General features: G+C 70.6%; 14 protein-coding genes and 1 pseudogene. 7 read left to right on the top strand and 8 right to left on the bottom strand.

Going from position 1 to position 17,383, the window contains the following annotated elements; genetic code table 11:
• Window positions 1-7: 7 nt before the first annotated feature.
• Both FM125_RS01315 and FM125_RS01310 read right to left on the bottom strand, forming a co-directional pair.
• Window positions 8-1,075, bottom strand: a complete 1,068-nt coding sequence (locus FM125_RS01315; protein WP_070637071.1) for an ABC transporter permease — start codon at window positions 1,073-1,075, stop codon at window positions 8-10.
• Window positions 1,072-2,124, bottom strand: coding sequence for an ABC transporter ATP-binding protein (locus FM125_RS01310; RefSeq protein WP_087133400.1), 1,053 nt, complete (start codon window positions 2,122-2,124; stop codon window positions 1,072-1,074). Before FM125_RS01310 ends, FM125_RS01315 begins: the two co-directional genes overlap by 4 nt.
• 242 nt (window positions 2,125-2,366) lie before the next feature.
• Here FM125_RS01310 and FM125_RS01305 point away from each other — a divergent pair, with 242 nt between their 5' ends.
• Window positions 2,367-3,653, top strand: a complete 1,287-nt coding sequence (locus tag FM125_RS01305) for an aspartate kinase (protein WP_070637067.1) — start codon at window positions 2,367-2,369, stop codon at window positions 3,651-3,653.
• A gap of 55 nt (window positions 3,654-3,708) precedes the next feature.
• Here the strand turns inward: FM125_RS01305 and FM125_RS01300 are convergent, their stop codons facing one another.
• Together FM125_RS01300 and FM125_RS01295 are read right to left on the bottom strand one after the other, a co-directional pair.
• The gene (locus tag FM125_RS01300; protein ID WP_087133399.1) at window positions 3,709-4,428 is read right to left on the bottom strand and encodes a YoaK family protein; all 720 of its coding nucleotides are present in this window, start codon (window positions 4,426-4,428) and stop codon (window positions 3,709-3,711) included.
• Window positions 4,429-4,537: 109 nt separating this feature from the next.
• The gene (locus tag FM125_RS01295; RefSeq protein WP_087133398.1) at window positions 4,538-8,122 is read right to left on the bottom strand and encodes a S8 family serine peptidase; all 3,585 of its coding nucleotides are present in this window, start codon (window positions 8,120-8,122) and stop codon (window positions 4,538-4,540) included.
• 253 nt (window positions 8,123-8,375) lie between these two features.
• Between FM125_RS01295 and FM125_RS01290 the strand changes: the two genes are divergently transcribed.
• The 3 genes and pseudogenes from FM125_RS01290 to FM125_RS01280 form a co-directional block, all read left to right on the top strand.
• Window positions 8,376-9,353, top strand: a complete 978-nt coding sequence (locus FM125_RS01290) for a 3-methyladenine DNA glycosylase (protein WP_087133406.1) — start codon at window positions 8,376-8,378, stop codon at window positions 9,351-9,353.
• 251 nt (window positions 9,354-9,604) lie between these two features.
• On the top strand, window positions 9,605-11,419 hold the full coding sequence (locus FM125_RS01285) for an alpha/beta hydrolase (RefSeq protein WP_245829703.1): 1,815 nt from the start codon (window positions 9,605-9,607) through the stop codon (window positions 11,417-11,419).
• Between the two features lie 152 nt (window positions 11,420-11,571).
• Window positions 11,572-11,685 (top strand): annotated as a pseudogene (locus FM125_RS01280) (helix-turn-helix transcriptional regulator); the annotation flags it as partial.
• 251 nt (window positions 11,686-11,936) lie between these two features.
• Here FM125_RS01280 and FM125_RS12200 read toward each other — a convergent pair.
• Together FM125_RS12200 and FM125_RS12195 are read right to left on the bottom strand one after the other, a co-directional pair.
• Window positions 11,937-12,398 (bottom strand): YchJ family protein, encoded by a 462-nt coding sequence (locus FM125_RS12200; protein WP_087133396.1) that lies wholly within the window; start codon window positions 12,396-12,398, stop codon window positions 11,937-11,939.
• The gene (locus FM125_RS12195) at window positions 12,395-12,598 is read right to left on the bottom strand and encodes a hypothetical protein (protein WP_087133395.1); all 204 of its coding nucleotides are present in this window, start codon (window positions 12,596-12,598) and stop codon (window positions 12,395-12,397) included. Before FM125_RS12195 ends, FM125_RS12200 begins: the two co-directional genes overlap by 4 nt.
• A 257-nt stretch (window positions 12,599-12,855) precedes the next feature.
• Between FM125_RS12195 and FM125_RS01265 the strand changes: the two genes are divergently transcribed.
• Window positions 12,856-14,607, top strand: coding sequence for an MFS transporter (locus FM125_RS01265; protein ID WP_245829701.1), 1,752 nt, complete (start codon window positions 12,856-12,858; stop codon window positions 14,605-14,607).
• Entirely contained in the window at window positions 14,600-15,214 is a 615-nt protein-coding gene (locus FM125_RS01260) for a TetR/AcrR family transcriptional regulator (RefSeq protein ID WP_087133394.1), read from the top strand. The genes FM125_RS01265 and FM125_RS01260 overlap by 8 nt, the downstream gene beginning before the upstream one ends.
• 162 nt (window positions 15,215-15,376) lie before the next feature.
• Here the strand turns inward: FM125_RS01260 and FM125_RS12190 are convergent, their stop codons facing one another.
• Together FM125_RS12190 and FM125_RS01255 are read right to left on the bottom strand one after the other, a co-directional pair.
• Window positions 15,377-15,676: a hypothetical protein gene (locus tag FM125_RS12190; RefSeq protein ID WP_245829699.1), complete on the bottom strand. Its 300-nt coding sequence runs from the start codon at window positions 15,674-15,676 to the stop codon at window positions 15,377-15,379.
• Window positions 15,677-15,712: 36 nt separating this feature from the next.
• Window positions 15,713-16,531: a hypothetical protein gene (locus FM125_RS01255; RefSeq protein ID WP_245829697.1), complete on the bottom strand. Its 819-nt coding sequence runs from the start codon at window positions 16,529-16,531 to the stop codon at window positions 15,713-15,715.
• A 348-nt stretch (window positions 16,532-16,879) separates the two neighbouring features.
• Here FM125_RS01255 and FM125_RS01250 point away from each other — a divergent pair.
• The coding region (locus FM125_RS01250; protein WP_143745174.1) for a helix-turn-helix domain-containing protein at window positions 16,880-17,383 on the top strand (504 nt) is incomplete at its 3' end.

The raw sequence follows: 17,383 nt of genomic DNA, 5'->3' as shown, positions 1-17,383 counted from the left end.
AGGCCGCTCAGGCGATCCGCAGGCCGCGGGGAAGACGTCCGGCCGGAGTGTTCAGCCGCCGGTGTCCGAACACCATCAGCACCGCCACGAACCCGACCTGTACGGCCAGGCCGAGCGGCCAGACCGGGGTGAGACCGCCGCGCTCGACCAGCAGCGGCTCGCCGGTGGTCCGCGGGATGCCGTCCACGCAGTAGATGGTCTCCTCCGGGGACAGCTGGGTGATGCGGGTGCCCGCAGAGATCGTGGTCATGAGGGAATTGACCGCGGCGTCCCGTTCGTCCAGGAGCCGGCTGGCCGGAGCCACGGCATCCGACATGAGCACGAACGGGTTCGGCGCCAGCGCCCAGCCGATGCGCCGCATGTCCGAGACCTCCTGGTCCCGAAGCCGCCCGGTGCACTCCTTTACCTGTCCGGGTTGCCAGTCGACGTCTGCGGTGGAGGAGTAGTCCGGGTAGTTGGCCTTCACCGTGGTCTTGGTGAACTGGGTGCCCAGGCCGAAGCCGATGAGCGTGCCGATCCCCAGCAGGGCCACCAGCAGGTAGGTCACCACCACGGCGAACAGGGTGCGGCCGGAGATCGCCGAGACGGCGACGCCGAGTCCGGTGACCACGGCGAACTCCACCATGAGCACCAGGCAGGCCAGCAGCAGCATGGACACCGGCAGGTCACCGAACACGAGGGTCACGATCAACCAGGGCAGCGCCGCCAACAGGAACGCCACCGAGGGGATCCATGCGGCGATCCACTTGCCGAGCATCAGCTGCCAGGTCCGCACCGGCGTGACCTGGACGATCGCCAGGGTGCCGCCGGCGCGGTCGCCCGTGATGGCGTTCGCGGACAGCGCCGGGGAGATCAGCAGGGACAGCAGGAGCACGAAGAACGCGACGAAGTCGAACATCAGCCGGCCGGAGGCCTGCCGCTCCTCCGGCCCCGCCCCGGACAGGCCGAACAGGCCCAGCGCGCCGAGGGTCACCAGGCCGGTGAGCACGAAGAAGACGGCCAGCATCACGTACCAGCCGCGCGAGCGCATCCGCTGGCGCAGCTCCATCCCCACGAGGGTGCCGACGTGGCTCATGCGGTCTCTCCTTCCTGCGGGGCGGCGTTCGCTGCCGGCCCGGCCGCCGTGCCGGCGCCGGACGAGCCCGGCGCGGCCGGCCGCTCCGCGGCGAGGTACGCATCCTCCAGACGGGAGCCCTCCTCCGCGAAGTGGGCGATCGGCACGCCGGCACCGACCAGCTCGGCCAGCAGCTGCGCTGCCGCCTGGCGACCGGACACGGCAACGACCACACCGGCACGCTGCCGTCCCCTGCCGTGGGTGTAGGGGATGCCTCGCTCCTCGAGCGCCCGCGTCAGGGCCGCACCCTGGGCGTTCTCCGGGCCGGCGATGCGGTACCGCAGCTCTCGGTCCGCGGCGTCGTCCAGTTCCGAGGCGGAGACCGTGGTGCCGTCGCGGACGACCACCGCGCGGTCGGACATCTCCTCGAGCTCCGAGAGCACGTGGGAGGAGACCAGCACGGCCACCCCGTCCGCGGCCATCTGGCGGACGTCGTCGCGCAGGCGCAGCCGGGAGCCGGGGTCCAGGCCGTTGGCCGGCTCGTCCAGCAGGAGCACGGACGGGCGGTGCACGGTGGCTCGAGCCAGGGACAGCCGCTGCTGCTGGCCGCGGGAGAGCACACGGGCGGGGCGCTTGGCGAACTCGGTGAGCTGCACCCACTCGAGCTGCTCGGCGGCCCGCGCGTCGGCCTCGGCGCCGGACATGCCGTACAGCCGGCCCATGGTCCCCAGGATCTCCAGGCAGGTCAGCGACTCCCAGACGCCCAGGGTGTCCGGCATCCAGCCGATCCGCCGGCGGGCGCCCTGCGGGTCGCGCATCGCGTCGATCCCGTCGACGGTGACGAAGCCGGTGTCCGGGCGCAACAGCGTGGCCAGGATCAGCATGAGCGTCGTCTTGCCGGAGCCGTTCGGCCCCACCAGTGCGGTGACCTTCCCGGGCGGGACCGAGAGGGCCATCTCCTGCACGGCCTTCACGTCCCCGAAGGAGCGGGACAGGCCGTGTGCGTCGATCCCGCCGGGTTCCCGCCGCTGCGGGACCTCCGGGATCGAGGCCGAGGTGATCTGTGTCATGGACTCATGATGACACCTTCCAGCCCGGGCCCACATCAGTCTCAGGTCTGAGCTGGAGGCGGGCCGGGCCTCCGGCGTCCACCGGCTGGACACATTCGACCTCACATGTCGGACCTGCCCCGGCACCGTGCCTACGATGACCCCGGACGGCCCCGGTCAGCATGGGCTCCACACCCCTTCCGGTGTGCGGGCACGGACCGGTTCCCGGCTTCACCGACCCCGAACCGCAAGGGCAGGACACCATGAGTCTGATCGTGCAGAAGTTCGGCGGCTCGTCCGTCTCGGACGCCGCCGGCATCACGCGTGTGGCCAAGCGCGTGGTGGAGACCCAGCGCGCCGGACACCAGGTGTGTGTGGTGGTCTCCGCGATGGGCGACACCACGGACGAGCTCCTCGACCTCGCCGCTGAGCTCACCGACGACGCCCCCGCCCGCGAGATGGACATCCTCCTGTCCGCCGGCGAGCGCATCTCGATGGCGCTGCTGGCCATGGCGATCCACGCCGAGGGCTCCCAGGCCCGGTCCTACACCGGCTCCCAGGCCGGCATGATGACGGACACCAGCTACGGCCGTGCCCGCATCATCTCGGTGAATCCGGACCGCGTGAAGACCGCCCTGGACACGGACCACGTGGCGATCGTCGCAGGATTCCAGGGCATGAGCCCGGAGTCCCGGGACATCACCACCATGGGCCGGGGCGGCTCGGACACCACCGCCGTGGCACTGGCCGCCGCACTGAAGGCCGACGTCTGCGAAATCTACACGGACGTGGACGGCGTCTACACCGCCGACCCGCGCGTGGTCCCCTCCGCGAAGAAGATCGACCGGATCTCCTCCGAGGAGATGCTCGAGATGGCCGCGTCCGGCTCCAAGATCCTGCACCTGCGCTCCGTGGAGTACGCCCGACGCTTCGGCGTGCCGCTGCACGTGCGCTCCTCCTTCTCCCAGCACGAGGGGACCTGGGTGATCCCCGACCCCGAGGACACCATCACCATCAAGGAAGGCGAACCCATGGAACAGCCGATCGTCTCCGGCGTCGCCCACGACCGCTCCGAGGCCAAGGTCACCGTCGTCGGCGTCCCGGACATCCCGGGCAAGGCCGCCGAGATCTTCGCGGTGATCGCCGAGGCCAACGCGAACGTGGACATGATCGTGCAGAACGTCTCCCGCGAGGGCACCGGCCGCACGGACATCTCCTTCACCCTGCCGATCGTGGAGGGCAAGGAGGCCCGCGAGGCCCTGCGGGCCGCCCAGGAGCGGGTCGGCTTCGAGGACATCGTCTACAACGAGGCCATCGGCAAGCTCTCCCTGATCGGCGCCGGCATGCGCTCGAACCCGGGCATCTCCGCGACCTTCTTCAAGGCCCTGCACGAGGCCGGCGTGAACGTGGACATGATCTCCACCTCGGAGATCCGCATCTCCGTGGTGACCGGCGAGGACAAGCTGGACACCGCCGTGAGGGCCATCCACTCGGCCTTCGGCATGGACACGGACGTGGAGGCCACCGTGTACGGCGGCACCGGCCGCTGAGCGGGTCGCCGGACGCCCGGCACCGGGCGCCGGCGCTGACGCCTCCGCGCCCTGCTCAGGCGCGTCGCCGTCGTCGTTGGGCCAGGGCGAGGGAGAGGGCGAGCGAGGCCACCGCGAACCACAGGGCCTGCAGACCGACCTGCAGGTAGGCCACCGCTCCGAGGATGGAGCCCAGGGCGATCGCCGCCCACAGCCCCAGGTAGTGCAGCCACAGCGTGCGACTGCCGCCGGAGAACGCGGCGACCAGGTGCTGCCCCACCTTCACCAGGGTGCCGGTCATGTAGGTGAGGCCGACCGTCACCTCTCCCCCGCGGGTGAAGGTGCCGTTCACGGCACCCATGGCAGCGGCCATGATCGGCGGGGCCACGACGTCGGCGGCACCTGCGAGCGGCTCGGGGGCGACGTCGACCACGACGGCCAGCAGCGCGGCGACCACGAGGATGCCGAGGGTGAGGGCCACTGCGGGCAGCTGTGGGCCGTCCTCCGGCGTCCGATGCCGACGGCGTCGGCGGCCCAGCACATGCGAGGAGAGCATCACGCCGACCACGAAGGCTGCCACGAGGCCCATCGCCTTCGCCCAGCCCTCCACGAACCCCTCGGCCAGATCCGCACCGGCGCGGGACGAGTTGCCGGACATGAAGGAGACGAAGTAGCCGCCGAGATGGATGAAGGCCAGCCCGTCCACGAAGCCGGCGACACCCGTCAGGCTCACGGCGAAGAGTCCCTGACGGCGCGTGAACGGTGCGGAGGGCGCAGGGGCGGCGTGCGAGGGCATGGACAGGATTCTAGGGAGTGCCGCTCCCGGGCATGCAGGAGGGCCCCGCACCGTTGCCGGTGCGGGGCCCTCTGCGCCAGGTCAGATCACCGGGTGATCCGAACTGTGATCAGCGGGTGCCGTCGAAGCGCTCCATGATCACGGCGACCTCACCGCGGGAGATGTCGGTGCCGGGACGGAAGGTGCCGTCACCGTATCCCTCCACGATGCCCTGGTCGTGCAGCCAGGAGATCGCCTTGTAGTGGGCCGCGCCCGGCAGGATGTCCCTGTACGGGGACTCGGCCGGGGCGGTGTACTCCGGCTCACCGGCGGCGCGGTACATGAACGAGGCGAACTCGCCGCGGCTCACGTCGCGCTTCGGACGGAAGGTGCCGTCCAGGTAGCCGGTGGTCACGCCGGCCTGGGCCGCCCAGGTGATGGCCTCGTAGTGCGTGAAGCGCGTGGAGAGGTCAGAGAACGGCGAGGTGGCGGGAGCGGTGTGCTCCGGCTTGATGTAGCGGTACAGGAAGGCGATGGACTCACCACGGGTGATGTCGCGGTGCTTCTTGTACGTGCCGTCGACATAGCCGGAGGTGATCTCCGCACACTGCATCCAGCGCACGGCTCCGTAGAACTGCGAGCCCTCCGGGTTGTCCGAGAAGTCCTCGACGTCGCAGACCTCGGGGTCGCCCGGCTGGCCGCCGCCCTCACCCACGGTGATGGTGACGTTGGAGGTCACACCCGGAGCCCAGGTGATCACACCGCGCCAGGTGCCCTCGGTCAGGCCGGACCAGGAGACGGTGGTCTTGGTGGTCTGGCCCTTCACGACCGGGACCGGGTTCGGGTCCACGGTCAGGTTGCCGGCGTCGGCGGTCAGCTGGAGGGTCTCCAGGGTGGCGTCGTCGCTGGATCCGTCGTCGGTGCTGTACAGGTGCGCGATGACGATGTACTGACCGGCCGCCGGGGAGTTGATGGTGACGTCCTCGGACTCCGCAGCGGTGGCCCGCTCGATGAGCTGGCCGGACGGGGTGAAGACGAACAGGTCCCAGTCGGAGCCGGCACGGCCGGAGTTGATGGCGACGGAGAAGGACTCCACGCCCTCCGCCACGTTCACCTCACGGATGGCGGTCGACTCGTTCTCCGCGACATCGAGCTCACCGCCCGGCTTCTTGGTGATGGCCTCGGACTCGCTCTGGTTCAGACCCGCGATGGTCGGGGTCAGCTCGCCGGTGATGCCGGCCTTGACCTCCACGTCGTGGGAACCGGAGGCGCCCTCGTCGACGATGTCGGCGGTGCCGTTCTCGGCGGTGACCGAGGCGGCCTTGGCCTTCAGGGTGACCGGGGAGGTCACCGACTGGGCGGCCGGGCGCTCCCAGGACATGGAGCCGTGGGTCCAGGTGTCCAGCTCGGCATCGGTGCGCGAGATCGTCAGGGTGACCTCGGCCGACTGCCCCTTGGCCAGGGTCACGGTCGACGGGGAGGCCTTGATCTCGAAGCCCGGAACGTCCGAGGTGAACTTCCAGGTGCCTGCCTGGGTGGCGGTCACGGTGCGCTTCACCTCGGTGGAGCCCACCACGTCCGGGACCACGACGGACGGGACGTTGACGTCACGGCCGGCGATGTCGCCGAACAGCAGGGAGTCCCACTGCTTGGCGTCGGACTCGTACACCAGGCCCGGGGCCGCGGCGGCCTTCGGGTTGGCGGAGCCGGCGCCGGTGGCGAAGTTGTCCTGGTTGTCCGAACCGTCGGAGTTCTTCACCGGGTCGGCGGTGGTCATCAGGGCGGACTTGATGGCCATCGGGGACCAGTCGGTGTGCTTGCCGGCCAGCAGGGCTCCCATGCCCGCCACGTTCGGCGAGGCCATGGAGGTGCCGGACATCAGGCCGAAGGTGTCTCCGCCGTAGTCCGGGTCCAGGGCGGAGACGCCGGCCAGGACGGCGACGCCCGGGGCGCCCACGTCCGGCTTCAGGAACTCCTGGTTCTCCGCGTTGGACGGGCCGCGCGAGGAGAAGCCGGCGACCTGCGGCAGCGGCTCCTCCGGCAGGCCGGTGGTGTCCTCGGGGACGATGGTGGCCTTGATGTCCTTGTCACGCACCTTGTCGATCACGGAGGTGTCGTTGGTGTGGACGGTCGGCACGGAGTGCAGGTCCGCGTCCAGCGAGCCCTCGGTCATGTTGACCAGGATCATGCCGACGCCGCCGGCCTCCGCCACGGCCGCAGACTTGTCCACGCGCGCGATTTCGCCGCGCTCGCAGACCACGATCTTGCCGGCGGCCTCGTCGGAGAGTCCGCCCGGCACGCAGAGGCGCGCGGCCTTCTCGTCGGAGCCGGCGGCGACCTCGGAGGCGAGCACGACCTCGGCCGGACCGGCCTCAGAGGTGGCGGCGGAGGCGCCGCGGACCTTGGTGCCGTCCTCGAACTCGATGGTGCCGGTCAGCTCGTTGGAGAACGTCTGGGCGGCGACCGTGGTGAGCCACGGGGAGGAGTGGTTGACCGTGTTCGGGCCCGGGCCGGAGTTGCCGGCGGAGGCAGCCACGAAGATGCCGGCCTCGGCCGCGGAGCGGAAGGCCATGGCCACCGGATCCACGATCGAGTTGTTGTTGCCGGAGATCGAGTAGTTGAGCACGTCCACGTTGTTGGCGATCGCCTGCTCGATGGCGGCCACGGAGGCGGAAGTGTAGCAGCCGCCGGTGTTCGGGTCGTTGTCCTCCCAGCAGATCTTGTAGGAGATCAGCTTGGCTTCCGGAGCCACGCCGGAGCCCTCGCCGTAGGACTCGTCGTTCATGATCTGCTCGGTGCCGTGGTTGCCGAGGATCGTGGTGGCCACGTGGGTGCCGTGCGAGAACACGCCCAGCGGCGAGATGCGCTCGGACGGGTGACGGTTCTCGGCGGGCACGAAGGCCTCGAAGTCCTCGGAGAACGCGTAGGCGCCCAGGATCTTGTCGTTGCAGGACTCGGCGGGGAAGTCCGGGCCGGTCTCACAGTCGGCGTAGGCGGTGGTGCCGTCGGCCTTGAGCATGGCGGTGCGCCCGTCGGCCGTCTTGTACGGCTCGCCGACCTTCGGGGTGCCGGACAGCGGCTTGACCGGCTCGCCGGACACGAACGGCTGGTCCGGGTAGATGCCGGAGTCGATGACGCCGACCACGACGCCCTTGCCGGCCTGCGCCGCACCGCCGTAGGTGCTGTTCCAGGCGCCCTTGGAACCGGGCAGGCCCAGGAACTCGGTGGACGAGTAGTCCGGAGCGTTCTGCTCGTCCTTGGCGATGCCGAGGACGCGGTCGTCCTTCGCCAGCTGCATGGCCTGGGCCGGGGTCAGCTCGGCGACGAACGCGTTGAGCGCACGCTTGAACTTCATCTGCGTCTTGACGCCGGCGCCCTTGGCGACGGCCTCCTGACGCATGGCCAGGTGCTGCTCGTACTTGGCCACGGACGGGCGGTTCGCGTCGAACGGCTTGCCCTTGCCCGTGGCGGTGGCCTCGAAGCCGGCGGTGCCGCCGGTGTAGGTCACCGAGGGCTGGTCCTTGAGGACCACGAAGTAACGACCGGCCTCGTACTTGTCCGAGATCGTCGGCACGCCGGTGGTCGAGCTGGCCTGCACGTCGTTCGGGGCCGCCATGGCCGGAGCGCCCGCGATGGGCGCCACGACCAGGCCGGCACCGGCGACGGCGGCGGCCAGGGCCCGGAACCTCCGGGTGCGCTGGGGGTTATCAGACATAACCTCGCCTTTCCTCACCAATGATGTGGATTCCCCACCCGGGACCGGGCGGGCGGTGCGGGTGCGGCGACTGGCGCCCTTGTTTCCCCTCAGGGCGTGATCCAGGCCATACACGCGAGTGCAAATCTAACCTGGGTAAGCCCTGGACATCAGGACCGTTACCTGAATGTGATCTGAACGCGCCACGCAACGGGGGCCGGGCGTCCGGAGAGAGCCGGCTCGGACCCGCGATTCGGGAAGAATGGGCGGAGTCATGCACTCCCCCTCTGACCTCCACCGCCGCCCTGCCACACCCCAGCAGGCCGACGTCGTCCTGCCCGCCACCCAGTGGCGCGCCGCTGCCCGGGCGCATCGGGCCCGCATCGCCGAGCGCACCGATCCGCTCATGGCACTGCACGACGACGGCCTGCGCCACCCCGTGTACGACTTCCTCTTCACGTACTACAGCCAGTCCGCAGGCTCACTGCAGCGCTGGCACCCGGGGCTGGGCGTCATCCTCGCCGACGACTCGGCCGGCTCGGCCGCGGCGGCCGAGGCCGAGGAGTTCGCGCAGGCCCCGCGGCACAGCTGGACGCACTACCGCCGCGTCGCCCCCGGCGAGCACCCTGACGCCCCGGAGGGCGGCTGGACCGTGGACCAGGAGACCTTCGCCGCGGACCGTGCCACGGGGATCGCCTTCATCCGTGACCTGCTCGGCCGTACCGCCGGCCGCCAGGCCCGCCTCGGCTGCTTCGGCCTCCACGAGTGGGCCATGGCCTATCGCTCCGAGGTCCACGGGGTGCGCCACTCGACCGTGCCCCTGCGCCTCGGCGCCAAGGGTACGAACGCCGTGGTGGAGGGCCAGCGGATCCGCTGCACGCACTTCGACGCCTTCCGCTTCTTCGCCCCCGAGGCCCGCGCCCTGAACGAGGAGCAGCCGACCCGCCAGACGATGCGGGACATGGAGCAGCCCGGATGCCTGCACGGCAACATGGACCTCCACAAGTGGGCCGGCAAGCTCACGCCGGCGGTCCCCTCGGAGCTCGCGGCGGACTGCTTCGAGCTGGCCTGGGAGATCCGGGAGATGGACATGAAGGCCTCGCCCTACGACCTCGTGGACTGGGGCTTCGAGCCGATCCGCATCGAGACGCCCGCGGGCCGGGCCGAGTACGCGCGACGCCAGCGCGAGTTCGCAGTCCGCGGCCAGGCTCTGCGGGCACGGCTGCTGGAGGCGACCTCGCGCCTGGCCTGACGACGGCTGTGCACCCCGCGACACACTGTGACCGGCTGGTTGCACACCGCCCTCCGGCTGGTTGCACACCGCCCGGACAGCCCTGGTCAGGCGTCGAATATCCATGCACTGGCACCGTGGAACCATGACCCCGGAGTGATTCCCACCACATTCAGTTCGCGTCGATCTGTAATGTGGCGCACACACAGACTGTCTGAGGGGAAGCCTGTGTCACTCCCGGCAACACAACACGACAGATGAGGACGATGGGCATGAGCCTGAAGAAGTCGCGCTACATGAAGATCTCGGCGGCCGTGGCGGCAGTCGCCGCCCTGGGCCTGGGAGGCGTCGCCCCGGCGAGCGCCGCACCCGGCAACGGCAACAACGGCAAGGGCAACCAGGTGAACGACGCCGGCGTCCTCGGCGCGCACCTGCTGGACCAAGAGCTGAACTGGGAGGACTGCGACTTCGGCTCGGAGTCCCTCAACGAGCGCTTCGGCGCCATCCCGGGCACCGCCTGCGCGGACGTGACCGTGCCGCGGGACTGGCACAACCCGACCGACGGCAACACCATCACCCTGCGGGTCGCCAAGACCGAGACCTCGAAGGGCAACCCGAACCGCCAGGGCATCGCCCTCGTGAACCCGGGCGGCCCGGGCGGCTCCGGCCTGCCCTGGGGTCCGGCCATGGCCGAACGCGCCCCCGAGCTGGCGGAGTCCTACGACTTCATCGGCTTCGATCCGCGAGGCGTGGGCGAGTCCACTCCGCTGGAGTGCACGTACACCCCGGACCCGGACGCGGACATCTGGGAGGACCAGAAGGCTCAGACCGAGGCCTGCCTCGAGAACCCGCTCACCCCGTACATCACCACCGAGCAGACCGTGTATGACATGGACTTCATCCGCGCCCTGTTCGGCGAGGAGCAGCTGTCCTACATCGGCTACTCCTACGGCACCTGGCTGGGCTCCTGGTACCAGCGCGAGTTCCCGCAGCGCGCCCACCGCTTCCTGCTGGACTCCGCCGTGGACGTCTCCCGTGACGGCCTCCAGACCACCTGGGACCTGCAACCGCGTTCCCGTGACCGCCAGTTCCAGGACATGATGCTCCCGTGGGTGGCCCGCCATGACGACGAGTTCGGCCTGGGCACCGACGCGATGGAGATCCGCGAGCAGTGGGAGGCCGCCGGCGGCACCCGCTCGATGCTCGGCCAGATGGTCGCCGGCTCGTTCATCCTCCCGGCGATGTACAACACCGCCGACTACCCGTTCGCCGGCGTGATGATCCGCATGTTCCTGAAGATCTCTGCAGAGGAGGCCGAGGCGGAGACCCCGGAGGAGGCGAAGGCCCAGCTCGAGGAGGTCGTCGCCCGGGCGCGCGCGGAGATGCCGGCCGACCAGGTGGCGGCCTTCGACCGCTTCGCCGCCCGGGGCATGGAGTCCGTGGAGAACCGCGGCCGCATCGCCGAGGCCGTGAAGACCGGCGATCAGGTGACCTTCTCCGGCACCTTCTCCGCCATCCGCTGCCAGGACGGCCAGTGGAACCAGTCGAAGGGCTACTGGACCTCGTGGGTCAAGGACCTGATCCGCAAGGCCCCGTGGATCGGCGTCATGATGGGCCCGTCCGAGTGCATGTACTGGCCCGCCCAGACCTCCATGCCGAAGCAGCCGGGTGGTGCCAAGGCCCAGGACGCCGTCATCATCCAGACGGAGCTGGACGCCGCCACCCCGTATGAGGGCAGCCACCGTGCTGCCGGCGTACTGCGCAACACCTCGCTGATCTCCGTGGACAACGAGGGCTCGCACGGCGTCTTCCCGTACGGTTCCGAATGTGTGGACGCCCCGGTGCGCGAGTACTTCCTGACCGGTGAGATGCCGGACGAGTACACGCTCTGCGAGGCCCTGCCGCTGCCGATGGACACCGAGGCCCACCAGGTGGCCGGCACCCCGACCCACAAGAACGACATCAAGATCACGATGCGCACCGAGGCCGTCAAGGCCGCCAACCGCATCACCGAGGCCGCCATGCAGCGCGAGCTGCTTGACTCCCGTGCGGTGGTTCCCTCGGTCGAGGACTTCCTGAACCGCTGATCCTCTGCTGACGGGGGAGCGTCTCCCCCTTCACGACGACGGCCCCCGCACCTCCGCCTTCCCGGCGGCGGTGCGGGGGCCTCGCCGTGCCTGCAACCTCGGCTGCATAGCCTTCAGCGGCCCACCTCATGGTTTCCTCCTGACGCGATCGCGTCTGCCGCCAGACCGTGATCTCCTTGGAGAAGGGCCGCTACGACCCCTCGCTCCCGCTCGCCTTCCGCCTCGCCGCGGTGTTCGAGCGGCGGATCGAGGACCTGTTTCACCCCGGACGAGGAATGAGGAGACCCGCCATGGGCGAGATGCCCCCGGAGCTGCGCCACCACGGATTCGAGGAGGACGACGCCCCGCGCCGTCCGAAGCCGATCGTCACGATCGTGGCGGTCCTCTGCCTGGCCGCGCTGGTCCTCTCGGCCCTCTCCGGCCTCTTCCTCTGAGGTCGGGACCGGGCCGACGCACGCATTCGAGACGTGCCGGCGTCAGATGCCGGCCCACCCCGAGGCAGACCGACGCCCTCCGGTCAGCGCACCTCGCCGTCGACGTAGACCCAGGCCCCGCCCTCACGGCGGAAGCGGCTGGTCTCGTGCAGGCGGAACCGGCCGCCCTCGCCCTCGCCGACCGCCACGAACTCGACCACACCGCGGTCCTGGAACGGCCCGCCGTCCTGGGTGGAGAGCACGGCCAGGCGCGTGAAGCGCGCCGCCGGCTCCGCCGGCGTCGGGGTGAGGTCCGCGGCGGAGGGGCGATGCTCGGCGGCCCAGGTGGCCCGCAGATAGGCGACCATCGCGGCAGACTCCGCCGCGCCGTCGTCGTGGTTCGGATCCGCCTCGCCGAGGCGGGCGAACGCGGCGAAGCGCGAGCGCATGAGGGCCTCGGCGGTGGGTGCGGTCAGCTCTCCGGTGGCCGCGAAGCGCTGGTGCGCCCTCCCGCAGCACTCGGCGTAGGGCAGGCCGAGCCCGCAGGGGCAGGCCTCGGCGCTCACGCCTTCCCGCCACGGCCGGCCTGACGGCGCTCGCGGGCGGTCGGGGCGGAGTTGTTCTTCGAACCGCGGATCGCGGCACCGATGACGCCGGCCAGGGCGAGGGCCATGGTCGGCAGGAGCGGGCTGATGCGGGGACGCCGAGCGCGGTCCGTGGCGGAGGCCGGCGGGCGGGCACCCTTCGGGCGACGTGCAGTGATCATGGCACCAGGCTAGGCCCGGGCGAGGCGTCCGAGCAGGCTCCTCCGCCGAGGGCGGAGCGGTTCGCCCGGGGACAGACGAAGGACGCCGAGCAGGCCCCCGGCCCGCGCCCATCCGCCTGAGCACGCACCGACGGGGCACCGGCCGCAGGCGCCGCCCACCACACTTTCGGCCAGATGGCCAAAAGGACTTGGCCGCCCGGCCAACTCTGTGTCAGGATGGTCCGCGTCCTAACCCGAACTTCCCCGTGAGGTGCCCTGTGTCCGCACTCCGCCGCTGGACCGCGATGGCCGTGCTGGTCCTGCCCGTGCTGCTGATCTCCATCGACATGTCCGTGCTCGGCATCGCCGTGCCGTCTCTGTCGGCCGACCTGCAGCCGAGCTCCACCCAGCTGCTGTGGATCATCGACCTCTACTCGTTCCTGCTGGCCGGACTGCTGATCTTCATGGGGTCCCTCGGCGACCGGATCGGGCGCCGGCGTCTGCTGCTCATCGGCGCCCCGCTGTTCGGCGCCGCCTCCCTGGTGGCGGCGTTCGCCACCACCCCGGAGATGCTGATCCTCGCCCGCGCCCTGCTCGGCATCGGCGGCGCCACCCTCATGCCCTCCACCCTCGGCCTGATCCGCACGATCTTCCCGGACCGCACTGAGCGCCGCACCGCGATCGCCGTGTGGGCCACCGCATTCTCCGGCGGAGCCGCGCTCGGCCCCGTGGTGGGCGGTGCGCTGCTCGAGCACTTCTGGTGGGGCTCGGTGTTCCTCATGAACGTCCCGGTCATGGCGGCGTTCCTGCTGCTCGCCCCGTTCCTGCTGCCGGAGTCCAAGGACCCACACCCGGGCCCCTTCGACCCGCTGTCCGCACTGCTGTCCATCGTGGGCCTGATCGGCGTCGTCTACGCCCTGAAGACCGCGGCGAAGTCCCCGGACTGGACCGTGCTGGTGGGCCTGGCGGCCGGCGGCGCGGCACTGACCTGGTTCATCCTGCGGCAGCGGCGCCTGGCGAACCCGATGATCGACGTGTCCCTGTTCGGGAACATCGCCTTCACCTCCGCGGTGTCCATCAACGTGATCTCCATGTTCGCCTTGATGGGCCTGATGTTCTTCCTCCCCCAGTACCTGATGCTGGTGGAGGGCATGGGCTCGGCTGCGGCCGGCCTGTGGATGCTTCCGCTGGCGGCGGCCTCCGTGGTGGGCACCCTGCTCGCCCCTGCCCTGGCGAAGACCGTCTCCGTGCGCACCGTGATCATGGTCGGTCTGGGGTTGGTGATCTGCGGCTTCGGGGCGGGCACACAGATGCACGGGGACGAGACCATGCTCCTGTTCACGCTGCTGTCCTGCCTGTTCGGCCTCGGCGTGGGCCTGGCCGAGACCCTCACCAACGACGTCATCCTCACCGCAGCCCCACCCGAGCGCGCCGGCGCGGCCGCCGCGATCTCCGAGACCGGCTATGAGTTCGGCGGTGCCATGGGAACCGCGGTGCTGGGCACCGCCGGCATGGCCCTCTATGCGGCGCAGGTGCGCGAGACCGCGGACCTGCCCGGCATGGACGCGGCCTCCGCGGACGCCGCCTCCCAGACGCTCGCCGCCGCCCACCGGATCGCCGAGACCCTTCCCGACGGCGGCACCCGCCTCCTCGAGATCGCCGACGGCGCGTTCATGGCCGGCATGGACCTCGTCGCCGCGATCGGCATCGGCACGGCCGCGCTCACCCTGCTGCTGGCCTGGCACGGCCTGCGCTCGGAGGGCAGACAGGGGCAGCCGGCCGCCGCCCGGCAGTTCATCGCCGAGGCCGCGGCCGCACGGGACACCGCGCAGATGCGGCGGGTCGAGGCGGACGAGGTGCGCCGGGTCGAGGCGGACGAGGTGCGCCGGGGCGCCGCCGAGCCGACCTCCGCGCGAGGCGAGGGACAGGCGCAGGCACGAGCCGTCGTCGGGGACCGGCCGGGCGGCACCTGCGGTGCGGTGCAGGACGAGGCTGGCGCCGCCGTCGGGAAGGAGCAGACCCGTGGCTGAGAAGCGCACCCACGTCCCCCTGGAGCAGCGGCGTCGGGAGCTGACCGAGACCGCCGTGCGGGTGATGGCGCGCGACGGCGCCTGGGCCCTGACCACCCGCGCTGTGGCCAAGGAGGCCGGCATGCCGCACGGCACCGTGCACTATGCGTTCTCCTCGAAGAACGAGCTGCTGCGCGAGGTCATGCGGCTGGACATCAGCCACCTCAGCGACCTGGCCGCGGCGCAGCGGGAGCGCGAGATCTCCTCGGCACAGGACGTGCGGCACGCGGTGGCCGAGGTGTTCACGGCATATGCGGACTCGGTGATGGCGGACCCGGACACCGAGACCGCGTATTTCGAGCTGTCCCTGATGGCGGCGCGGGATCCGGAGCTGCGTGCGCTGTCCGGGCAGAGCCAGGGCGAGTATCGCGCCGTGGTGGCGCAGCTGCTGGAGGACATGGCCGCGCGGACCGGCCTGGCCTGGGACGCGGACGTCGCCCTGGTGGCCGAGCAGGCGCTGTCCGGGCTGTTCGGGGCGGCCGTCGGCTGGCTCGAGCACCGCGACGACGCCCTGTTCCGCGCCCTCATCGACGACGCCGCCGAGGTGCTGGCCCGCAGGTTGGGGTGAGTGGGGAGGGGCGTGCTCCCGCGTTGCTCCCGCATTGCTCCCCAGTGCTGATAATCGACGGTTCGTCATGGGATCGCAGAGATTCTCCGCGATCCCATGACAAACCGTCGATCCTGGCGGGGGCTGCCCGCGCACGCTCACCGCGGAACCCGGGCGGCGTCGTCACGCCTGCCTGCGCGGCACTCCGACACGCAGCAGCTCAGCCTCCAGACGCCGCGGGTCCTTCAGGTCAGCCCACGTCCAGTGCGTGACGTCGCGGCAAACCCTCCGAAGCTCCACGTCCCGTTGCTTCTCTCTGTTGATGGAACTCCTCCTGTCTCGGGGGTCCGCGTGGAGGTCCACGTCATACTTGCCGATCCCGTCGAACTCGCCGGCGACCCGGACGTCCTCCCACCAGAAGTCGGTTCGCGCGACCTCCCGCCCGTCCGGCGCGAAGAAGCGCCGCTGGAGCTGCGGCGCCACGAACCCCAGTTCGTGGATGAGTGCCCGGGCGAGGGACTATCCGGCCGACTCCGCACGGGCGTCCGAGAAGGACCAGGCCCGGGTGAACCTCTGCGTCGCAGCCCTGCTTCTGAGCCTGTGGGCATGGTTCTCCGCCCACGTCTGAGAGGGACCGGGCAGACGGCGGTGAAGCCCATCCAGGGCGACGACGGCCTCTCGGAACGGAAGGGTGGACCCCAGGAGAAGCTGCAGCGTCGGCAGCGGATCGACCGTGACAGCACCGAGCGGCGTACCGTCCTTCAGCTGCGCCTCGACCGTGGCCGGTGCCAGGGGCGCCGCCGGCCAGGCGGTCCACCCGATGGCAGCCAACGCAAGCCGGCCACGCCAGCGCCGCGGCTTCTCTTCGACCGGGGCCTCGACGCCGTTCCAGGTCCAGCGCACCACGGGCAGCGCCCACAGCTTCTGCCGGTTCCGTCCTCGAGCGGCGTCTGAGAAGGGCGAGGCGGTCATCGCCCGCTTGGCACGGTGCCCGGGCACGCGGGATCGAAGCCAGATCTCGCGTGGCGTCTCCGCGAGCGGGAGGCCGTGCAGGTGGGCCGCTGTCACACCGGTGAACCGGGCCGCCGGATGAGTGAGCGCATAGGCCGCGCACGCCGCGGTGTATCGGTCCCATGGCGCCATGGCGGCCCAGCGCTCGAGACCGATGTAGACCCCGGGGCAGAGCCGGGCGACGCGCCCGGTCGTCCACAGCTTGCCGAGCAGGTTCGCGGCCGACTTGGGCGCTCCGTCCGCCAGCCGGAGCAGCGGCCCCTGTCCGGGAATGAGGAGACCCTCCGACCGAAGCCGAGCGGTCCGTTGTTCGAGAACGTCGTCCATGTGCCCAGCCTGCGGGATCCGGATGGACGACTCCGATCGGCTGTGGACAACTCCCGCCGGCAGTCGGCTCGATGCACGGGCGGGTTGCACCGGTGTCGTGGCGGCTGCGGTGGGCCGGATAATCGACGGTTGGTCAGGGGATCGCGGAGAATCTCCTCGATCTCGTGACGAACCGTCGATTATCAGCAGCAGAGGGCAGACACCGGCACCCACCCGGCCTCACGCCCCCGGCTAGATGTTGTGGGTCATGAGGTTCTTGCCACGGGGTACGGGCTGAGATGAGACGAGTGGGCCTCTCCCGCAGGATGGAAGTTCCTCAACAACCCACCTGCCAGAAGAGACCCGCTCATGACTCACGCTAACGCACCCCTGACCCCCACTGGCCGTCTCAGGATGGTCCACCGCCACCTGAACGACCGGATCCCGCAGGCACACGTGGCCGCCGAGTTCCGGGTCTCACGGCCCACAGTGGCCACCTGGGTGGCCCGCTACAAGGCTCAGGGCGAGGCAGGACTTCAGGACCTGCCCAGCCGGCCGCACCGTTCACCTGCCCAGCTCGATCCGGTCCTGGTCGCCCAGATCCACGCCCTGCGGCGGGAGCGCAAGTGGTCCGCACGGCGCATCCATCACCACCTCGCCTCCGAAGGCCACCGGGTGTGTCTTCGTACCGTGGGACGGTGGCTGCACCGGCTCGGGATCTCCCGCCTACGGGACCTGACCCCGGCCGGAGAAGACCTGCGCCAACGACCCCAGAAGATCACCGCGAGAGGGCCGGGGCACATGGTGCACCTGGATGTGAAGAAGATCGGGAAGATCCCAGACGGGGGCGGCTGGCGCACCCACGGACGTGAC

Origin of the sequence: Micrococcus lylae (genome assembly GCF_900163825.1) — a bacterium.
Classification (GTDB): Bacteria; Actinomycetota; Actinomycetes; order Actinomycetales; family Micrococcaceae; genus Micrococcus; species Micrococcus lylae.
This window is presented reverse-complemented; position numbering and strand designations above follow the sequence as displayed.

Bases quoted from the DNA above. Each gene is read 5' to 3' on its own strand.
- FM125_RS01315 (WP_070637071.1), bottom strand. From the start codon at position 1,075: ATGAGCCACGTCGGCACCCTCGTGGGGATGGAGCTGCGCCAGCGGATG.
- FM125_RS01310 (WP_087133400.1), bottom strand. From the start codon at position 2,124: ATGACACAGATCACCTCGGCCTCGATCCCGGAGGTCCCGCAGCGGCGG.
- FM125_RS01305 (WP_070637067.1), top strand. From the start codon at position 2,367: ATGAGTCTGATCGTGCAGAAGTTCGGCGGCTCGTCCGTCTCGGACGCC.
- FM125_RS01300 (WP_087133399.1), bottom strand. From the start codon at position 4,428: ATGCCCTCGCACGCCGCCCCTGCGCCCTCCGCACCGTTCACGCGCCGT.
- FM125_RS01295 (WP_087133398.1), bottom strand. From the start codon at position 8,122: ATGTCTGATAACCCCCAGCGCACCCGGAGGTTCCGGGCCCTGGCCGCC.
- FM125_RS01290 (WP_087133406.1), top strand. From the start codon at position 8,376: ATGCACTCCCCCTCTGACCTCCACCGCCGCCCTGCCACACCCCAGCAG.
- FM125_RS01285 (WP_245829703.1), top strand. From the start codon at position 9,605: ATGAGCCTGAAGAAGTCGCGCTACATGAAGATCTCGGCGGCCGTGGCG.
- FM125_RS12195 (WP_087133395.1), bottom strand. From the start codon at position 12,598: ATGATCACTGCACGTCGCCCGAAGGGTGCCCGCCCGCCGGCCTCCGCC.
- FM125_RS01255 (WP_245829697.1), bottom strand. From the start codon at position 16,531: ATGGACGACGTTCTCGAACAACGGACCGCTCGGCTTCGGTCGGAGGGT.